We start from the raw sequence: 17,783 nt of genomic DNA, 5'->3' as shown, positions 1-17,783 counted from the left end.
CCTGAAATGCCGGGTACCCCCACGATCATGGCCGACATCGCGTCCCCCGACGCCTTCTCCCCCGCGCGCGGTGAGGCGCCGCGCATCTCCTTCGTTTCGCTCGGCTGCCCCAAGGCGCTGGTCGACAGCGAGAGGATCATCACCAGCCTGCGCTCGGAAGGCTATGAGCTGTCGCGCCATCACGAAGGCGCGGACCTCGTCATCGTCAACACCTGCGGCTTTCTCGACAGCGCCAAGGCGGAAAGCCTCGCCGCCATCGGCGACGCGCTGAAGGAGAATGGCAAGGTCATCGTCACCGGCTGCATGGGCGCCGAGCCCCAGCAGATTCGCGACGTGCATCCGGGCGTGCTCGCCGTCACCGGGCCGCAGCAATATGAGAGCGTGCTGGCCGCCGTCCACCAGGCGGTGCCGCCGCAGCACGACCCCTTTATCGATCTGGTGCCGCCGCAGGGCATCAAGCTCACCCCGCGCCACTATGCCTATCTGAAGATCTCGGAAGGCTGCAGCAATCGCTGCACCTTCTGCATCATCCCCAAACTGCGCGGCGACCTTGTCAGCCGGCCGGCGGCGGATGTGCTGCGCGAAGCGGAGCGGCTGGTGAATGCCGGGGTGAAGGAACTCCTGGTCATCTCGCAGGATACCTCAGCCTACGGCATCGATCTGCGCTACGCGCCGAGCACGTGGAAGGACCGTGAGGTCCGCGCCCGCTTCTTCGACCTGGCGCGCGAACTCGGCAGCCTCGGGGCCTGGGTGCGGATGCACTATGTCTACCCCTACCCCCATGTGGACGAGGTGATTGGCCTGATGGCGGAGGGCGTCATCCTCCCCTATCTCGATATCCCCTTCCAGCACGCCTCCCCCACCGTGCTGAAGCGGATGAAGCGCCCGGCGGCGCAGGAGAAGACGCTGGCCCGGGTGCAGGCCTGGCGGGCCGCGTGCCCGGACCTCACCTTGCGCTCCACCTTCATCGTCGGCTTCCCCGGCGAGACCGAGGCCGAATTCGAGGAACTCATCGCCTTCCTGGAGGAGGCCGAGCTCGACCGGGTCGGCTGCTTCAAATATGAGCCGGTGGACGGCGCGCCCGCCAACGCTCTCGGCGCCGAGATGGTGCCGGACGAGGTGAAGGAAGAGCGCTGGAAGCGCTTCATGGAGGTGCAGCAGCGTGTCAGCGCCCGCCGCCTCAAGCGCAAGGTCGGCAGCCGCCAGCAGGTCATAATCGACAAGGTCGGCCCGACCGTGGCGATCGGCCGTTCCAAGGCGGACGCGCCTGAAATTGACGGCGTGGTCCATGTCGCGGCGCGCCGTCCGCTGCGCGTCGGCGAGATCGTCACGGTGAAGATCGAGCGCGCCGACGCCTATGATTTGCACGGCACGGCGGTGGGCTACTGAACGCGACCGCTGCCGCCCTCCGCCGCTATTCCAGCACCCGTCGCAGCTCTTCGGAGGGCACGATGCTCTCGTCCACCGTCGGCCAGGACAGCGCCACCGTGTAGGCGAGCGTGGTCGAGAAGGCGATGGCGAAGGTCGAAAGCCCGATGATCAGCTGGTAGCGCTTGCCTACATGCAGCGCCGCCAGCCCGATCAGCGACAGCATGCCGAGCACCATCACCACGATCCAGCGATGCGGCGCGAGGTCGGCGTGGAGGATGAAGTAGCGGTCGGTCCGCAGCCGCCGCAGTTCGATCTGGCTGGCGAGCAGCGTGCTGCGAAGATAGTTCGGCACGGCGGCATCGGCGCTGCTCCGCGCGATCGCCTCCACCAGCCCGGCAAAGGCGGTCGACACTTCCGGCTGCGGCCGCACCCAGCCCTCATCCCACTCGTAGCGGGAAAGCGCCCGCGCATAGACCCCCACCGCATCATCGACCGGCGCGCAGCTTGGCCCACAGACACGGGCGATGTCGAGCATGGCGTCCAGCCGCTGCACCTCCTGCAGCACGGTCTTGGCGTAGAGCGTCTCGCGGTTCCAGATATCGCTCACCATGAAGGCGAGGAACAGCGCGAACGGCAGGGTCAGCGCGCCGAGATAGGACGTCTGCAGATCCCGGGGCACGAAGACGGCGACCAGGCTTGGGCGCATCGCCACCCAGTAGCAGGCCCAACCCGCCAGCAGCGGCAGGGTGGCGACGAACACCACGAAGACCGAGAAATACTCACTGACGAACAGGCGGCTCCAGGTCACGTGTTGCGCTCCGGCCTCAGGGCTTCAGAAGGTCGCGCAGCGTGGCTTCGATCACCTGCGTCGCCGCCTTGAGGTCGCTGATCCGCACATGCTCGTCGGCGGCATGGGCGTTGGCCTCCAGGATGGAGCGCGGCCCGGCGCCATAAAGCACCGTCGGCACGCCGGCCGCCGTGTAGTGGCGCGCATCGGTGTAGAGCGGCACGGCGGTGGCCGGCGGGGTCTCGCCCAGCACGGCGGCGGCGTGCTTCTGGATCGTCTCGACCAGCCGCTCCGTGCCCGGCAGCGTGCGCAGCGGCTCGGCGAGGATGATGCGTCGGCACTCGATCTCGATGCCAGCCCGCCCCGCGACCGCGCGTTCGACCAGCGCATGCAGCTCCGCCTCGACGCTTTCGCCATTTTCTTCCGGGGTCAGCCGGCGGTCGACGCGCATGACGATGCGGTCGGGCACGACATTGGTGTTGATGCCCCCCGAAATCAGACCCACTGTGATCTTCGGCGAGCCGATGCCCGGCGTGGCGCTGGTGATGCCGTTGAGGCGACGGCGCTCGGCATAGATCGCGTCGAGAATGCCGGCCGCCGCCTCAAGGGCATCCGCCCCGGTCTCGGGCATCGCAGCGTGCGCCTGCTTGCCGCGCACCACGATTTCAAGATGCAGGCAGCCATTATGGGCGATGACGACCGCATAGGAGAAGCCGGCGGAAATGGCGAGGTCCGGCTTGCTGATGCCATGCTCCAGCAGCCATTGCGGGCCGACGAAGCCGCCGGCTTCCTCGTCATAGGTGAAATGCAGCTCGACCGTGCCGTCGAGGTCGTCCGGCCGCTCCTTCAGCGCCAGCAACGCGAAAGCATAGGTGGCGAAGTCGGATTTCGACACCGCCGCGCCGCGCCCATAGATCGCCCCGCCCCGCTCTTCGGCGCCGTAGGGATCATAGGTCCAGCCCTCGCCGGGAGGTACCACGTCGCCATGCGAGTTGAGCGCGATCACCGGGCCGCTGCCGTTGCCGAAGCGCTCGCGGACGATGAGGTTGACCACCGATTTCATCCCATGCGCCAGCACATAGGGCTCCGGCACCGCGTGGCGCTCCACCTCGAAGCCCAGCCCCTCCAGCAACTGGCCGGCAATTTCGGCATGGGGCGCGCAGTCGCCCGGCGGGTTGTCGCTGGGCACGCGCACTAGCGCCTTAAGGAAATCGACCTCGCGCGCCAGCCTGTCGGAATCGCCGGAACTGCTCACGTCTGTGCTCCGCTTGTGCCGCCATCGGAAGGGGGCTGTTGAAACCGTTCGATGAATCGGATGAGCGCCGCCGCGGCCATCCCCATATCCTCGGGCGACGCATATTCCGCCGGGTTATGGCTGATGCCGCCCTTGCAGCGCACGAACAGCATGCCGACCGGGCAGAGCTTTGCCATCGCCTGCCCGTCATGACCGGCGCCGGAAGGCAGCAGCGGCGCCCGCAGCCCGAGCGAGGCGACGGCATCGCCGAGCCGCCGCTGAATGTCGCGGTAGCAGGGAACGGTTGCGACCTCGTGAAAGGCGGAAATGACGACGCCGAGGCCGCGCTGTTCGGCAATGCGGTGGGCATCGGCCTCGAACCGCGTCAGTGCCGCCCGGCGCGAGGCGTCCGATGCCGAGCGCAGATCCACAGTGAAGACCACGCGCGCCGGAATCACGTTCACCGAGCCGGGCTCGACATGTACGCGCCCGACGGTCGCCACCATGCCGTCCGCGCCGGCGCGGGCGATGCGCTCGACCGCGAGCGCCATTTCGGCGGCACCGCTCAGCGCGTCGCGGCGCAGGCGCATGGGAACGGTGCCGGCATGGCCGGCCTCGCCGGTGACGGTGACGGACAGGCGCGAGGCGCCGGCGATGGCGGTGACGACGCCCAGCGGCGCGCCCTCAGCCTCCAGCACCGGTCCCTGCTCGATATGCGCCTCGATATAGGCCAGCACGCGCGAGGGGTCATAGGCGCTGGCGGCGATGTCGTCGGGGTTCTTGCCATAGGCAAGCAGCGCCTCGCCCAGGCTGATGCCGTCGCCGTCCCGCGCCTGCAGGCTGGCGGGAAGGAACACCCCGGCACAGGCGGCCGAGGAGGAGAGCGTGGTGGGAAAGCGCGTGCCTTCCTCGTCGCCGAACGCGAGCACATCGATGCCATAGGCCGGCGTCAGCCCGCCTCGCGCCACCGCCTCGACAGCGAGAATGCCGAGGATCACGCCCAGCGTGCCGTCATATTTCCCGGCATTGGCCACGGTGTCGATATGCGAGCCGATGAGCAGGCGGGGGGCCTCCGGGCCGGCGGGGTGCCAGGCGCCACGCACCGTGCCGAGCGCGTCCTCGCTTACCGAGAGGCCGGCCTCGCCCATCCAGCGGGCGACAAGATCGGCGGCGCGCCGGTGCTCGGGGGTCAGAAAGAAGCGAGTGAGAGTGTCCGGCGCCGAGGGGATCGCGCCAAGTTGCTCGATCATCGCCGCCGCGCGGGCGCCGAGAGCCGCGATATTCACGGGGATCGTCATAGGGTCGACACGGCGCCTCCGGCCGCGCGGCCGGGCATGGGGGCCGCGCTCCTGTGCAAGCGCAATCGCATATGGCGCCACCTTTGGCAACGAGGGCGGCGTGAAAGCCCACGCCGCCGATGCGTTCCTGATGCCGGAGCCTACTGGCCGGGCACCTTGTCGTCGATGCCCTTAACATACCAGTTCATCGACAGGATATCCTTGTCGGCCAGAACCTCGCCCTCCTTCACCATGAGCGTGCCGTCTTGCTTGTAGATCGGGCCCTTGAAGGGGTTGAGGGCGCCCGAGGTGATCGCCGCCTGGGTCGTCTCGGCCATCTTCTTCACCTCGTCGGGCATGTTGGTGTAGGGCGCCATCACGACCTCGCCGTCCTTCATGCCGCCCCAGGTGTCGGTGGAGGTCCAGGTGCCGTCGAGCGCCGCCTGCACACGCTCGATGTAGTAGGGCGCCCAGTCGTCGACGATAGCGGTGAGCTGCGAATCCGGGCCGAACTTGATCATGTCGGAGGCCTGGCCGAACGCCATTACGTCGCGCGCCTCGGCGGCCTGCATGGCGGCGGGGCTGTCCGTGTGCTGCGAGATCACATCGGCGCCCTGGTCGATCAGCGCCTTGGCGGCGTCGGCCTCCTTGGCGGGGTCGAACCACGAGTTCACCCAGACGATCTTGATCTTCATGTTTGGATTGACTGATTGCGCGCCCAGCATCAGCGAGTTGATGCCGGCGATGACCTCCGGGATCGGGAAGGAGGCGATGTAGCCGATCGTGCCGGTCTTCGACGTCTTCGCCGCGATCTGGCCGAGGACATAGCGGCCTTCGTGGAACTTGGCGTTGTAGGTCGAGACGTTCTTGGCCCGCTTGAAGCCGGTGGCGTGCTCGAAGAACACGTTGGGATGGCGCTTGGCCACCTTGAGCGTCGGTTCCATAAAGCCGAAGGAGGTGGTGAAGATCAGCTTGTTGCCGGCCCTCGCGAGTTGCTCGATCACCCGCTCGGCGTCGGGGCCCTCGTCGACATTCTCGACGAAGGTGGTCTCGACCTTGTCGCCGAAGTGCTTCTCGACCGCCTTGCGGCCCTGGTCATGCTGGTACGACCAGCCGAAATCGCCGACCGGCCCGACATAGACCCAAGCCGCCTTAAGCTTCTCCGCCGCCTGTGCCGGCGCACCGCCAGCCAGGGCGAAGCCCGCGGCAATGGCAACCGCCATGGAGAGAATCTTGCGCATGAACGTCTCCGCTCCCTCATCGCGGCCTCGGGGATCACCGGCGGGCGCGACCGCCTCGCCCACCGGGAGGCCGCCATGACGCGGCCCATATGTTGGTTCAGCGATCAGGTACAAAAGGCACGCCGAGCGAGGCGGGCGCCCCACGCCCATGCTTCAGCGCGGAGATGACCACCAGGGCGATGATTGTCGCCAGATAGGGCAGCGCCGACAGGAACTGCGAGGGAATCCCCAGCCCGAATCCCTGCACATGCAGCTGCAAGATCGAGACCGCGCCGAACAGATAGGCGCCGCCGAGCAGCCAGAGCGGCCGCCAGGCGGAGAACACCACCAGGGCCAGCGCGATCCAGCCACGCCCGGCGGTCATATCAGCCGCCCAGAACGGGGTGTAGGCGAGCGACAGATGCGCCCCCGCCAGACCGGCGCAGCCGCCGCCGAACATCACCGCCAGCGTGCGGATGCCCCGTACCGGATGGCCAAGCGCATGCGCCGCCGCGTGGTTCTCCCCCACCGCGCGCAGCACGAGGCCGATCCGCGTGCGCGTCAGCGTGTAGGCAACCGCCGCCAGCAGCAGGAACGAGACGTAGACAAAGGCATCCTGCCCGAACAGCGCCTTGCCGAGGATCGGCAGCTCGGTCAGCCCGGCAATGTGCAGCTGCGGCGCGCCGGCGAGCTGGGTGCCGACGAAGCTGGCGCCGATCAGCCCGGCGAGGCCGAGACCCAGAATCGTGGTGGCGAGGCCCGACGCGACCTGGTTGGTCGCGAGCCAGATGGCGAGGACGGCGAAGACGAGCGAGAGCGCCATGCCGGCCAGCACCGCCGCCAGCGTTCCCAGCAGCAGGCTGCCCGAGCCATAGGCCGTGACATAGCCGACCGCCGCCCCGACGATCATCATGCCCTCGACGCCGAGATTGAGCGTGCCCGCGCGCTCGGCCACAAGTTCGCCGAGCGAGGCCAGCAGCAGCGTGGTCGCCGCCGCGACGACGCTGGCGAGCACCGCCCCGATGATCGCCGCGTCAAGCATGGGTCGTTCCCTCCACCCGGCGGATGCGGTAGCGCACCAGAATATCGGCGGCCAGAATGGCGATCAGCAGCGTGCCTTGAAAAACCCGCGTCACATCGAAGGGCAGGCGCATGGTGATCTGCGCCGCCTCGCCGCCAATATAGGTCAGCGCCAGAACGAGGCTCGCCACCAGAATCCCCACCGGGTGCAGCCGGCCCAGCATGGCGGCGATGATGGCGGTGAAACCGTAGCCGGGCGAGATGGTCGGCTGGAGCTGGCCGATCGGGCCGGCGACTTCGATGATGCCGGCGAGCCCCGCCAGCGCCCCGGACACCGCGAACACGCCATAGGTCACGCGCTTCTCGTCGAAGCCGGCGAAGGCGGCCGCGCGCGGGGCCGAACCGGCGAGTTCGATCGAGAACCCCACCAGCGTGCGGCCGAGTACGAAGGTGGCGGCGACCACCGCCAGCAGCGCGATGACGATGCCGCCATGCAGCCGGCCGTCCGCCATCAGCAGCGGCATCAGCGCCACGTCGTCGAAGGTGACGCTCTGGGGAAAGTTGAAGCCCGCCGGGTCGCGCCACGGGCCGCGGACGAGATAGTCGAGCCCCAGCTGGGCGACATAGACCAGCATCAGGCTGGTGAGGATTTCGCTCGCGCCGAAACGCACGCGCAGGAAGGCCGGGATCAGCCCCCACAGCGCCCCGCCGAGGGCGCCGAACACCAGCATGGCGGGCAGCACCCAGGGCCCGGCCTCTGTGCCGTGCGTCGCCAGCGCCAGCCAGGAGCCGAGCACGGCGCCGGCGACATACTGGCCCTCGGCGCCGATGTTCCAGCGGTTGGCGCGGTAGCAGAAGGAAAGGCCGATGCCGATTAGCAGCAGCGGCGAGGCTTTCACCACCAGTTCCTGCAAGGTGTAGGCGTCGCCCAGTGGCTCGATGAAATAGATGGTGAAGGCACGCACGGGATCATGCCCGAGCACGACGAACATCACCGCGCCGACCACCAGCGTCACCAGTGCCGCCACAACAGGCGCCATCGCGTGCCGCAGGGGGGAGACGTTCTCCAGCCGTTCGAGCCTAAGCGGCATGGTGGCCCTCCCCGGCGGCCGAGTGGGTGCCATAGGCGCCGCCCATCGCAAGGCCGATCGCCTCGCGCGAGGTCTCCGCCACCGGCACCGGCGCCGTCAGCCGGCCCTCGCACATCACGCCGACGCGGTCGGCGAATTCCAGCAGCTCGTCAAGGTCCTGGCTCACCACCAGCACGGCGCAGCCCTGTGCCGCCCGCTCGCGCAGCGTCGTGCGGATAAAAGCGGCCGCCGAGGCGTCGACACCCCAGGTCGGCTGGTCGACCACGATCAGCACCGGATCGCGTAGCACCTCGCGGCCGATGACGAATTTCTGCAGATTGCCGCCCGACAACCGCCGCGCCTTCGGGTCCTTGCCGCCGAAGCGCACGTCGAAACCCTTCACGATCTGCTGGAAACGGGCGAACAGCACCGAGCGGTGGATCACGCCGCGCTTCACGATCTGGCCGTCGCCATGGGTGGTGAGCAGCACATTGTCGGACAGCCGCATGTCCGGCGCGGCGGCGTGGCCCAGCCGCTCCTCCGGCACGAAGCCGGCGCGCAGCGCCCGCCGCTCGGTCGGGCCGAGGCCGCCGGCGGCCACCTTGTCGATGACGATGCTCTCGTGGTCCTCGACCCGCGTCTCGCCCGAGAGCACGTTGAACAGCGTGGTCTGGCCATTGCCGGCGACGCCGGCGATGCCGACGATCTCGCCGGCACGGACCTCGATATTGATGTCGTGCAGCGCCGAGCCGCGCGAGCCATCGCCGGCGACGCTGAGCTGGCGCACGAGCAGGCGCGGCTCGCCAAGGGCATGCGCCGCCACGCGCGGCGTGCGCGGCACGTCGGCGCCGACCATCAGCCGCGCCAGGCTGGCGGAGGATTCCTGCTTCGGGTTGACCTCGGCGATGAACTTGCCGCCGCGCAGCACGGTGGCGCGGTGGCAGAGCCGGCGCACCTCGTCGAGCTTATGGCTGATGAACAGAACCGCCCTACCCTCATCGGTGAGCAGGTCGACGGTGCGGAACAGGTTTTCCGATTCGTCCGGGGTCAGCACCGAGGTTGGCTCGTCGAGGATCAGCACGCGCGGGTCGCCGAGCAGGCAGCGCACGATCTCAACCCTCTGACGCTCGCCGACGGAGAGCTCGCCCACCCGCCGGTAGGGTTCAACGCTGAGCCCGTAACGTCGGACGCAGTCGTCGATGCGCGCGGCCAGCACGGCCAGCGGCTGGTGGCCGGGCAGCCCCAGCGCCACATTTTCCACCACGGTCAGCGCGTCGAACAGGGCGAAATGCTGGAACACCACGCCGACGCCCTTGGCGCGGGAACTGGCGGGATCGGGGAAGATGATCGGCGTGCCCTCATAGAGCAATTCGCCCGAATCGGCCTGCAGCAGGCCGCACATCATCTTCACCAGCGTGGACTTGCCGGCGCCGTTCTCGCCCAGCAGCGCATGTGTCTCACCGGCGCGGATGGCGAGGCTGACATGGTCGTTGGCGACCAGCGAACCGAACCTCTTGGTCAGCTTGACCGCTTCGAGCAGCGCGTGCGGCGGGTCCGGCACGTCCCCCATGCCGCTCACCCGCGCGGCCGTCGGCAGGCGCGGCTGCGGGCGCCTGTCAGGTCGGTAGTTAGGCGGAAGCGGCGGTTCATGCGGATGACACTTCTGTGGCGGTGCCCCGGCAGAATGGCATGGCCGATCACGGGAGCAAGCCTAAAGTCTGGTCCGCCCGGTCCGGAAAATGGCGCGTTTTGCGTCAGAATCCGGGACTGGGATACCGTCACGGCAGCAGCACGGTCGACCCGGTAGTCCGCCGCGCCTCAAGGTCGCGATGCGCGTCGGCCACCTGCGAGAGCCGGTAGCGCTGGTTCACCGGAATCTTCACCACGCCGGAGGCGACCACCTCGAACAGGTCGCGGGCATTGGCCAGAAGGTCGTCACGGGTCGAGATGTGGGTGAACAGCGTCGGCCGCGTCGCGTAGAGCGAGCCCTTCTGCGACAAAGCGAGCAGGCTGAAATCCTTGATCGCGCCGGAGGCATTGCCGAAGCTGGCGAACAGGCCGCGCGGCTTGATGCAGTCGAGCGAGGCCGGATAGGTCGCCTGCCCCACCCCGTCATAGACCACGTCGCAGAGCGCGCCCTCGGTGATGTCCCGCACCCGCTCGACGAAATTCTCCTCGCTGTAATTGACGACATAGGCGGCGCCGCAGTTGCGGGCGATCTCCGCCTTGGCCGCCGAGCCCACCGTGCCGATGACGGTGGCGCCCAGATGCGTCGCCCACTGGCAGAGAATCTGCCCCACCCCGCCGGCCGCCGCGTGCACCAGCAGCGTGTCGCCGGCCTTCACCTTGTGGGTCTGGCGCAGGAGGTAGCGCGCCGTCATGCCCTTCAGCATCATCGCGGCGGCGGTCTCGTCGGCGATCGAATCGGGCAGCTTCACCAGCGGCGCGGCAGGCATGATCCGCTCGCTGCAATAGGCCCCGAGCGCCGAGCCATAGGCGACGCGGTCGCCCGGCTTGAAGCCGCTCACCCCTTCGCCGATCTGCACGATCACACCCGCCGCCTCATTGCCGGGCGTGAAGGGCAGACCGTTCGGCGGAGGGTAGAGGCCGCTGCGGAAATAGGTGTCGATGAAATTCAGGCCGATCGCCGTATGGCGCAGCTTCACCTGCCCCGGCCCGGGCGCGCCGAGCGTCACCTCCTCCAGGGTCAGGACCTCGGGGCCACCCGTTTCATGGACGCGAATCGTCGCAGCCATTGTGCTCTCCAGCCGTTTAGGGATGAGGTGAGGCGCCCGCCGGCGCTCAGGGGCGCGGCGCGGCCGCCCGCTTGCGCGAGGGGATGACCCCGAACAGGGTGAAATAGACCGCGCAGGCGCACAGCCCGATCGTCACCCACAGGTCCGGCCGCATGTCCTCTACCACCGCGACGACCGCCAGCACCGCCCAGAGCGCGAGCAGCGCCAGGGTGACGAGCCGCAGCCGCACGACGCGGAACGGGTGGACGAACTTGATTGGCAGGAAAGTGCCCACCGCCAGCAGCGCGATGATGCCGGCAATCACGAAGGGATTGAGCGGCACGAGGAAGAAATAGAACACCACCACATTCCAGACCGCCGGAAAGCCCTGGAAATACAGGTCATCGGTCTTCATCGAGGTGTCGGCGAAATAGAGCGCGCTGGTGAGCAGGATAGTGGCGCTGGCCGCCACCGCCAGCCAGAACGGCATCAGCCCGCCGCTCGCCACCGCGAAGGCCGGCACGAGGCAATAGGTGAGATAGTCGACCACGAGGTCCAGCGTGTCGCCCGACCAGCGCGGCAGCACCTCGCCCACCTTCGCCCGCCGCGCCATGGTGCCGTCGATGCCGTCGACGAACAGCGCCAGGCCGAGCCAGGCAAACATGAGCGCCCAATGGCCTTCCACCGCCGCCATCAGCGCCAGCAGCCCGCAGACCGCGCCCGAGGCGGTGAAGATGTGCACGGCGAAAGCCAGCGTGCGACGTCCGGCCGGACCCGCGCTGAGCGACTTCGTTGTCATCGCCACCGGCTTTCCTCCTGCGACCGCGCGTCCCGGGGGATCGCCGCCTGCCTCTTCCACATCTGACATATAATATGCGCCCGCCGCGATCTGCATTGCCAGACCACGTCGGCCTGCTTATCCCACACTCCACGTCCGGCTTATAGTCCCGGTGATGCACATGGAGGTTCACATGTCATCCGAACTGCACACAGGACAGACCGCTGCGGTGGTAGGCGCCGGCGCGAGCGGCCTCATCGCCGCGCTGGCGCTGGCGGCGGGGGGGCTCCCGGTCAAGCTCATCGCCCCTCCCCGCAGTCATGATCCGCGCACCACCGCGTTGATGGACGGCTCGGTGAAGGCACTGGAGGCGCTCGGCGTATGGGAGGCCCTGCGCCCCGACGCCTCGCCGCTGCGGGTGATGCGGCTCGTCGATGACACCGGGCGCCTCATCCGCGCGCCCGAAGTCGAATTCCGCGCCGGCGAGCTCGGGCTGGAAGGCTTCGCCTGGAATGTCGAGAACGAGGCGCTGCTCGCCGCCCTCGACGCGGCGGTGGCGCAATCTTCCGGCATCGAGCGTCTCGGCGTCCGCGTGGCGGGCGTCACCGAGACGCCGACCCACGCCACGCTGGAGCTGGAGGGCGGCGCGCGGCTGGATGTCGCGCTGATCGCTGCCGCCGACGGCCGCAACTCCCCCTGCCGGCGTGCGGCCGGAATCGAGGTGAAGACGCGCGCCTATCCCCAGGTCGCCGTCACCGCCACCCTCGCCCATAGCCGGTCGCATCGTGACATCTCCACCGAGTTCCACACCCGCACCGGGCCGTTCACCCTGGTGCCGCTGCCCGGCGATCGCTCCAGCGTCGTCTGCGTCGTTTCGGCGGTGGAGGCGCAGGCGCTAGCGGAGCTGGACGACGTCGCCTTCGCCCGCGCTATGGAACGCAAGGCGCATTCGCTGCTTGGGGTGATGCAGCTGGTGTCGCCGCGCGGCAGCTTCCCGCTCAGCCAGCGCACCGCCGCGTGCTTCGCCAAGGGGCGCGTCGCGCTGGTCGGCGAGGCGGCGCACATCATCCCGCCGATCGGGGCGCAGGGGCTCAATCTCGGCATCCGCGACGCCGCCACTCTCGCCGAGATCGCCAGCGACGCCGCCCGCGCCGGGCGCGATATCGGCGGCACGGACGCGATGGAGGCCTATGAGCGCCGCCGGCGCGGCGACGTTGCCTCGCGCGGCTTCGCCATCGACCTGTTCAACCGTTCGCTGCTGACCGATCTGCTCCCGATCGCCGGCCTGCGCGGGCTCGGGCTGTGGATGCTGGGCCAATCGCCCGGGCTGCGGAGGAGGGTGATGCGCGAGGGCGTGGGGCCGACCCGCGACATGCCGCGCCTGCTGGCGGGAGCGCCGGTGTAGCTTACTGCAGCAGCCCGTGCGGCAGCATGTCGTGCTGCAGGGCGTAGAGCATGGCCGTCACCGTCGCCACCGAGACCACCGTGCCGACCAGCACGCCGCCGGAGGCGCCTGCGACATAGGTGTCGTACTGCTTGGCCATGATGAATGCGTTCAGCGCAGGCGGCAGGCTCGCCATCAGCACGGCGGTGGCGATCCACACCGGATCGAAGCCGCCGACCAGGCTCAGCACCAGCCAGATCAGCGCCGGGTGGATGAGGAGCTTGATCGCCAGCAGCCACGGCACCTCGCTCTGCATCTTGCCCATCGGCCGCAGCGCCACCGAAACGCCGAGCGTGAACAGGGCGCAGGGCGCGGCGGCGTTGCGCAGAAATTCCAGCGTCTTGTCCAGCGCGGCGGGCGGCTGGAATTCAAAATAGGCCGACAGCACCCCGAGAAAGGTCGCGACATTGAACGGGTGGGTGACGACCCGGCGCACCACCAACAGCAGGGTGTGACCGAGCCCCCGGCGATCGCGTCCGCCCATCGCCATAAGCACCGGAACGATGGTGAAGAAGAACAGGCTGTCGAAGACGAAGATCAGCGCCGTGGGCACCGAGGCACCGGCGCCGAGCGCGCCCAGCGTCAGCCCCGGCCCCATATAGCCGACATTGGAATAGGAGCCGACAATGGCGGCGATGGTGGCTTCCGGCAGGTTGCCGCGCCGCAGCCACAGCCCGACCAGAAGCGAGAGGGTGAAGCACACCGCCGTCGTCGCCGTCGTCGCCAGGATGAAGGAGCCGTTGGTCAGCTCGTGAAACGGCGTGCGGGCCACCAGCGAAAAAAACAGGGCCGGCAGCGCCAGATAGATGATGAAGAAGCTGAGCCAGGCAAGGCCGCTTTCCGGGATGCGCGCCAGCCGGCCGCATCCCAGCCCCAGGAAGATCACACCGAAAAAGGGAAGCGCGAGCGCGAGGACCTCGTCCATCAGGGCTCGCTACCGGCTCGCCTCGCCCTGGTCAATCGCCATCTTTCGCTCGTGTCGCGTCCCTGTGGTTGCGGCGTTTGGGCATGCGGGTTGCATGGGCGGCGGTTGACAGGCTCTGGCGTCGCCCGCTACGGGGGCGCTACCCCCTTCGCGGACAAGTTCAGGATGGCGGACGAGTTCATGATGAAAGAGCGGAACGCCAAATACCGTATCGGCGAGGTCGTCCGGCACCGGCACTACCCGTTCCGGGGCGTGGTGTTCGACGTCGACCCCGAATTCTCCAACACGGACGAATGGTGGGAGTCGATCCCGGAACATATCCGCCCCACCAAGGACCAGCCCTTCTATCACCTGCTGGCAGAGAACGCGGAGACCGAATACGTCGCCTATGTCTCCGAGCAGAACCTCGAACTCGACACGACAGGCGAGCCGGTGCGCCATCCCCAGGTGCCGGAAATGCTGGCGGCGGATGGTGATGGCGGCTGGCGGGTGCGCAGCGAGCGGCTGCAATAGCGGCGGCGCTGCGCCGGCGCTGCGAGTCCGTAAACGAAAACGCCCGGCTCTCGCCGGGCGCTTCTGTCTTGAAGGGTAATAGGGGCCTTACTGTGCCGGGGCGTTCTTCAGCTTCTCGGCGCCGAGCTTTTCGAGGCCGGCCTTGGTCTGCTGCTCACGCTGCTCGGCCTCGGCCTTGAGCGCTTCCTGGCGGGCCTTCACCTGCTCCTGGATCTTCGCGATCTGGCCTTCAAACACCTTCTGGTCGGTCTGCGGGCCGTCATAGACCTTGGCGAAATCACCGAGCCCGATCGGGTAGGAGATGAGGCGGCCCACCGCATTGGCGACCTGCAGAGTCAGGCCCGGGGCTTTCTTCATGCGGTCGACGAAGCCCTGGTCGACCTGGATGTCGCCACGGCAGAAGCGCTCGTCGCACATCACGAAGGTGCCGAGGATCGGCTGCTCATTGGCCAGCGCCACGCGGAAGCCGTTGCGCAGCAGCAGGCCGGTCGGGAAGGCGACGGTGAAGGCCTTCTTGGGGTCGTCCTGCACTTCGAACACGCCGAAGCGGACAAGGAACTGCCCGGTGTCGGTGATGATGGTCTGCTCCAGTTCGCAGACCTCCTTGTTGATCGAAGGCTCCTGCCGGCAGCGCTTCATCCACGGAATCGGGATCGCGGGAATCTGCTGCGGGCCGGCGGCCTGCTGGCCAGCGGCAGGCGCCTGCTGGGCGGCGGCGGGGGCCGCCGGCTTGGCGCCCGGCTTGGCCGGAGCCGTCTGGGCAAGCGCGGCACCACCGGCGAGGGTCAGCGCCAGGGCGGCGCCAGCAAGGCTGCGCGCAAGAGTGGAGCGATGGATCATGTCGAGTTCCTGTCGAGCGAACCGGGTAGAGAGAACAGCGGACGCCTCGCCGCCATAACGCGATCGTGGGGCTGTCTCAAGCGCAATTGAGGCGACAGAGTGACCCCGGCAAATATCGGTGTCTGGTTCATGCTAGAACTCGGCGGCAAATACGAGCCGAATCTCTGACCAGGAGCCGATGCGTGAGCGGTATCACCCGGCGGGCCTTTGGGCGCAACGTCTTAATTGCCGGCGGAACGGCACTTGGCTACCCAGTTCTGGGGTCTGCGGGGGCGCAGGACGGCGCTGCCCCGGCGCCCGCCGTCACCTCCAGCGAAAGCCTCGCGAGCCACGGCATCGCCATGCACGGCGCGCCGCTGCACCCGGAAGGCTTCGCCCATTACCGCAGCGTTAATCCGGACGCGCCGAAGGGCGGTCGGCTGATCCAGGGCGCGGTCGGTTCCTTCGACAGCCTCAACCCGTTCATCGTGCGCGGCACCGCCCCGCCCTTCGTGCGCTGGAACATCGTTGAAAGCCTGATGGCGCGTAGCCCGGACGAAGCCTTTACCTGCTACGCACTGCTGGCGCGCCGGGTGGAGACCGACGCGGCGCGATCCTATGTCGCCTTCGAGATCGACCCGCGCGCCCGCTTCGCCGACGGCACGCCGGTGACGGCAGACGACGTGCTGTTCTCGTTCGAGCTGCTGCGCGCCAAGGGCCGACCGAACCACCGCACCTATTACGGAAAGGTGGCGAAGGCCGAGGTGACGGATCGGCTCACCATCCGCTTCACCTTCGGCGTGGTCGACCGTGAACTACCGCTGATCCTCGCCCTCATGCCGGTGCTAGCCCGCCACGCCACCGATGCGGAGACCTTCGAACAGACCAGCTTCAAGGCGCCGCTCGGCAGCGGCCCCTACACCGTGACCGAGGTGAAGCCGGGTGAGACGGTGCTGATGGCGCGGGCCCCTTCCTATTGGGGCGCGGAGCTGCCGGTCAATCGCGGCAATTTCAATTTCGACAGCCTGCGCTACGACTTCTACCGCGATGTGAATGCGCAGTTTGAAGCCTTCAAGCGCGGGCTTTACGACATACGCTACGAGACCGACCCCGGCCGCTGGAAGACCGGCTACGACTTCCCCGCCGTGCGCGACGGGCGCATCGTCACCGAGGAGGTCGCCACCGGCACGCCCAAACCCTATTCGGCGCTGATCTTCAACATGCGCCGCCCGTTCTTCACCGATGCGCGGGTGCGGCAGGCGATGGTGGCGCTGTTCGACTTTGAATGGGCCAACCAAAATCTCTATTTCGGCCTCTACCGCCGCAATGGCAGTTTCTACGACGATTCCGAGCTTTCCTGCCTCGGCCGCCCCGCCGATGCGCGCGAGCAGGCGCTGCTCGCCCCTTATCCCGACTCCGTGCTGCCGCAGGCGATGGACGGCTCATGGCACGCCCCGCGCTCGGACGGTTCGGGCCGCGACCGTGTGCGGTTGCGCGAGGCGCTGGACCTGTTCGCAGCGGCCGGCTGGGAGCTGAAGGCCGGCACGCTGACTAGCCGCTCCACCGGCCAGCCCTTCGCCCCGGAACTGCTGGTCGGCACCAAGGACCAGGAGCGGTTGGCGCTCGCCTATCAGAACATGCTGCGCCGCGCTGGCGTGCGGCTGAACATCCGCCTCGTCGACAATGTGCAGTTCGAGGCCCGCAAGCAGACTTATGACTACGACATGGTGCCCTATATCTGGGACCAGTCGCTGTCCCCCGGCAATGAGCAGGCTTTCTATTTCGGCTCGGCGGCGGCCGATGTGCCCGGTACGCGAAATTTCATGGGGCTGAAGAGCCCTGCGGCGGACGCGATGATCGAGTCGCTGCTGGCGGCGCACGAGCGGGAGCATTTCGTCTCGGCGGTGCGGGCACTCGACCGGGTGCTGATTTCCGCGCAGTTCTCGGTCCCGTTGTTCTACACGCCGGGCCAGTGGATCGCGCGCTGGCGCAAGGTGGGGCGGCCGCAGACGCTGGCGCTTTCCGGCACGCTGGCGGAAAGCTGGTGGCAGGCAAAGCCGTAAAGTCCCGCGCGCGGCGGCGGGCCGGCTCGCCACATCAGGCCAAAACCGCGTCATCGCCCGCATGAAGCGCTGGACAGCCGCGCCCGAACGCGGTCCTTAAGGGCAGTGCGCGCGGGGGCCAGCGAAGGCAGGCCTTCCGCGTCCGAATGAAGTGCTGGAGCGAAGTCCATGCGTTACGCCGTCCTTTCCGTCGCCGCCCTCCTCGTCGCGGGCCTTGCGCCTGCCGGCGCGCAGCAGCCGATCGAGGTGCATCCGAACCAGCCGGCCGGGGGCGGGCTGGAGATCAGCATTCCGCCGATCAACAACCCGAACTATCTCGACTACGGCCCGTTGCCGGACAATCCGGGAGCGGACAAGAGTCAGGACTATATGGAGCAGGCCGGCGGCAATTACGAAAACCTCAGCGGCCCCGGCTCGGATGTCGATGCGGACGTGATGCCCGACAGCGACGGCGCCTATGAGAGCCCGCTGGACTGAACGCGGGTCTGACACCCCCGTCATCCCGGCCGCAGCCGCAGAGCCGGGAT

Annotated in this window: 16 protein-coding genes; 5 read left to right on the top strand and 11 right to left on the bottom strand. The window is 68.2% G+C overall.

Annotation, left to right across the window (positions count from 1 at the left end; all coding sequences use genetic code 11):
* The first annotated feature begins 27 nt into the window (after positions 1-27).
* Positions 28-1,389, top strand: coding sequence for a 30S ribosomal protein S12 methylthiotransferase RimO (gene rimO / locus A3M1_RS0121400; protein ID WP_018391038.1), 1,362 nt, complete (start codon positions 28-30; stop codon positions 1,387-1,389).
* Positions 1,390-1,414: 25 nt separating this feature from the next.
* Here the strand turns inward: rimO and A3M1_RS0121395 are convergent, their stop codons facing one another.
* The 9 genes from A3M1_RS0121395 to A3M1_RS0121355 all read right to left on the bottom strand — a co-directional run bounded on the left by A3M1_RS0121395 (position 1,415) and on the right by A3M1_RS0121355 (position 11,513).
* Positions 1,415-2,179 (bottom strand): hypothetical protein, encoded by a 765-nt coding sequence (locus A3M1_RS0121395; protein ID WP_018391037.1) that lies wholly within the window; start codon positions 2,177-2,179, stop codon positions 1,415-1,417.
* 16 nt (positions 2,180-2,195) lie between these two features.
* The gene (locus A3M1_RS0121390; RefSeq protein WP_018391036.1) at positions 2,196-3,413 is read right to left on the bottom strand and encodes an ArgE/DapE family deacylase; all 1,218 of its coding nucleotides are present in this window, start codon (positions 3,411-3,413) and stop codon (positions 2,196-2,198) included.
* Positions 3,410-4,690, bottom strand: a complete 1,281-nt coding sequence (locus A3M1_RS0121385) for an allantoate amidohydrolase (protein WP_018391035.1) — start codon at positions 4,688-4,690, stop codon at positions 3,410-3,412. The genes A3M1_RS0121390 and A3M1_RS0121385 overlap by 4 nt, the downstream gene beginning before the upstream one ends.
* 140 nt (positions 4,691-4,830) lie before the next feature.
* Entirely contained in the window at positions 4,831-5,910 is a 1,080-nt protein-coding gene (locus A3M1_RS0121380; RefSeq protein WP_018391034.1) for a BMP family ABC transporter substrate-binding protein, read from the bottom strand.
* 97 nt (positions 5,911-6,007) lie between these two features.
* Complete coding sequence (locus A3M1_RS0121375; RefSeq protein ID WP_018391033.1) at positions 6,008-6,931, bottom strand: ABC transporter permease; 924 nt, start codon at positions 6,929-6,931, stop codon at positions 6,008-6,010.
* A complete protein-coding gene (locus tag A3M1_RS0121370; RefSeq protein WP_018963967.1) occupies positions 6,924-8,000 on the bottom strand; it encodes an ABC transporter permease in 1,077 nt (358 codons plus the stop codon). Before A3M1_RS0121370 ends, A3M1_RS0121375 begins: the two co-directional genes overlap by 8 nt.
* Positions 7,990-9,549 carry an ABC transporter ATP-binding protein gene (locus A3M1_RS0121365; RefSeq protein ID WP_018391031.1) on the bottom strand — a complete coding sequence of 520 codons (1,560 nt, stop codon included), beginning with the start codon at positions 9,547-9,549 and terminating at the stop codon, positions 7,990-7,992. The genes A3M1_RS0121370 and A3M1_RS0121365 overlap by 11 nt, the downstream gene beginning before the upstream one ends.
* 208 nt (positions 9,550-9,757) lie before the next feature.
* Complete coding sequence (locus A3M1_RS0121360; RefSeq protein WP_018391030.1) at positions 9,758-10,735, bottom strand: quinone oxidoreductase; 978 nt, start codon at positions 10,733-10,735, stop codon at positions 9,758-9,760.
* Between the two features lie 46 nt (positions 10,736-10,781).
* Positions 10,782-11,513, bottom strand: a complete 732-nt coding sequence (locus tag A3M1_RS0121355) for a phosphatidylcholine/phosphatidylserine synthase (RefSeq protein WP_018963968.1) — start codon at positions 11,511-11,513, stop codon at positions 10,782-10,784.
* Between the two features lie 172 nt (positions 11,514-11,685).
* On the opposite strand from A3M1_RS0121355, the gene A3M1_RS0121350 reads away from it, so the two are divergent.
* Positions 11,686-12,897, top strand: coding sequence for a UbiH/UbiF family hydroxylase (locus A3M1_RS0121350; protein ID WP_018391028.1), 1,212 nt, complete (start codon positions 11,686-11,688; stop codon positions 12,895-12,897).
* A gap of 1 nt (position 12,898) precedes the next feature.
* Here A3M1_RS0121350 and A3M1_RS0121345 read toward each other — a convergent pair whose 3' ends face one another.
* Positions 12,899-13,861, bottom strand: a complete 963-nt coding sequence (locus tag A3M1_RS0121345) for an AEC family transporter (protein WP_018391027.1) — start codon at positions 13,859-13,861, stop codon at positions 12,899-12,901.
* Between the two features lie 183 nt (positions 13,862-14,044).
* Between A3M1_RS0121345 and hspQ the strand changes: the two genes are divergently transcribed.
* Positions 14,045-14,374, top strand: coding sequence for a heat shock protein HspQ (gene hspQ, locus A3M1_RS0121340; RefSeq protein ID WP_245261807.1), 330 nt, complete (start codon positions 14,045-14,047; stop codon positions 14,372-14,374).
* 87 nt (positions 14,375-14,461) lie between these two features.
* Here the strand turns inward: hspQ and A3M1_RS0121335 are convergent, their stop codons facing one another.
* Positions 14,462-15,214 carry an invasion associated locus B family protein gene (locus tag A3M1_RS0121335; RefSeq protein ID WP_018391025.1) on the bottom strand — a complete coding sequence of 251 codons (753 nt, stop codon included), beginning with the start codon at positions 15,212-15,214 and terminating at the stop codon, positions 14,462-14,464.
* 341 nt (positions 15,215-15,555) lie between these two features.
* Between A3M1_RS0121335 and A3M1_RS0121330 the strand changes: the two genes are divergently transcribed.
* Both A3M1_RS0121330 and A3M1_RS0121325 read left to right on the top strand, forming a co-directional pair.
* Complete coding sequence (locus tag A3M1_RS0121330; RefSeq protein ID WP_018391024.1) at positions 15,556-17,256, top strand: extracellular solute-binding protein; 1,701 nt, start codon at positions 15,556-15,558, stop codon at positions 17,254-17,256.
* Between the two features lie 168 nt (positions 17,257-17,424).
* A complete protein-coding gene (locus A3M1_RS0121325) occupies positions 17,425-17,733 on the top strand; it encodes a hypothetical protein (RefSeq protein WP_018391023.1) in 309 nt (102 codons plus the stop codon).
* Positions 17,734-17,783 lie beyond the last annotated feature (50 nt).

It is taken from the genome of Ancylobacter sp. FA202, from assembly GCF_000380205.1.
In the GTDB taxonomy this organism is placed as follows: Bacteria; Pseudomonadota; Alphaproteobacteria; order Rhizobiales; family Xanthobacteraceae; genus Ancylobacter.
The sequence above is the reverse complement of the archived record's forward strand: the minus strand, read 5'-3'. Positions and strand labels throughout refer to the sequence as shown.

What these genes read in the sequence shown, in the direction of transcription:
- rimO (WP_018391038.1), top strand. Translation starts at nt 28, where the DNA reads ATGGCCGACATCGCGTCCCCCGACGCCTTCTCCCCCGCGCGCGGTGAG.
- A3M1_RS0121385 (WP_018391035.1), bottom strand. Translation starts at nt 4,690, where the DNA reads ATGACGATCCCCGTGAATATCGCGGCTCTCGGCGCCCGCGCGGCGGCG.
- A3M1_RS0121380 (WP_018391034.1), bottom strand. Translation starts at nt 5,910, where the DNA reads ATGCGCAAGATTCTCTCCATGGCGGTTGCCATTGCCGCGGGCTTCGCC.
- A3M1_RS0121375 (WP_018391033.1), bottom strand. Translation starts at nt 6,931, where the DNA reads ATGCTTGACGCGGCGATCATCGGGGCGGTGCTCGCCAGCGTCGTCGCG.
- A3M1_RS0121370 (WP_018963967.1), bottom strand. Translation starts at nt 8,000, where the DNA reads ATGCCGCTTAGGCTCGAACGGCTGGAGAACGTCTCCCCCCTGCGGCAC.
- A3M1_RS0121365 (WP_018391031.1), bottom strand. Translation starts at nt 9,549, where the DNA reads ATGGGGGACGTGCCGGACCCGCCGCACGCGCTGCTCGAAGCGGTCAAG.
- A3M1_RS0121360 (WP_018391030.1), bottom strand. Translation starts at nt 10,735, where the DNA reads ATGGCTGCGACGATTCGCGTCCATGAAACGGGTGGCCCCGAGGTCCTG.
- A3M1_RS0121355 (WP_018963968.1), bottom strand. Translation starts at nt 11,513, where the DNA reads ATGACAACGAAGTCGCTCAGCGCGGGTCCGGCCGGACGTCGCACGCTG.
- A3M1_RS0121350 (WP_018391028.1), top strand. Translation starts at nt 11,686, where the DNA reads ATGTCATCCGAACTGCACACAGGACAGACCGCTGCGGTGGTAGGCGCC.
- A3M1_RS0121345 (WP_018391027.1), bottom strand. Translation starts at nt 13,861, where the DNA reads ATGGACGAGGTCCTCGCGCTCGCGCTTCCCTTTTTCGGTGTGATCTTC.
- hspQ (WP_245261807.1), top strand. Translation starts at nt 14,045, where the DNA reads ATGAAAGAGCGGAACGCCAAATACCGTATCGGCGAGGTCGTCCGGCAC.
- A3M1_RS0121335 (WP_018391025.1), bottom strand. Translation starts at nt 15,214, where the DNA reads ATGATCCATCGCTCCACTCTTGCGCGCAGCCTTGCTGGCGCCGCCCTG.
- A3M1_RS0121330 (WP_018391024.1), top strand. Translation starts at nt 15,556, where the DNA reads ATGCACGGCGCGCCGCTGCACCCGGAAGGCTTCGCCCATTACCGCAGC.
- A3M1_RS0121325 (WP_018391023.1), top strand. Translation starts at nt 17,425, where the DNA reads ATGCGTTACGCCGTCCTTTCCGTCGCCGCCCTCCTCGTCGCGGGCCTT.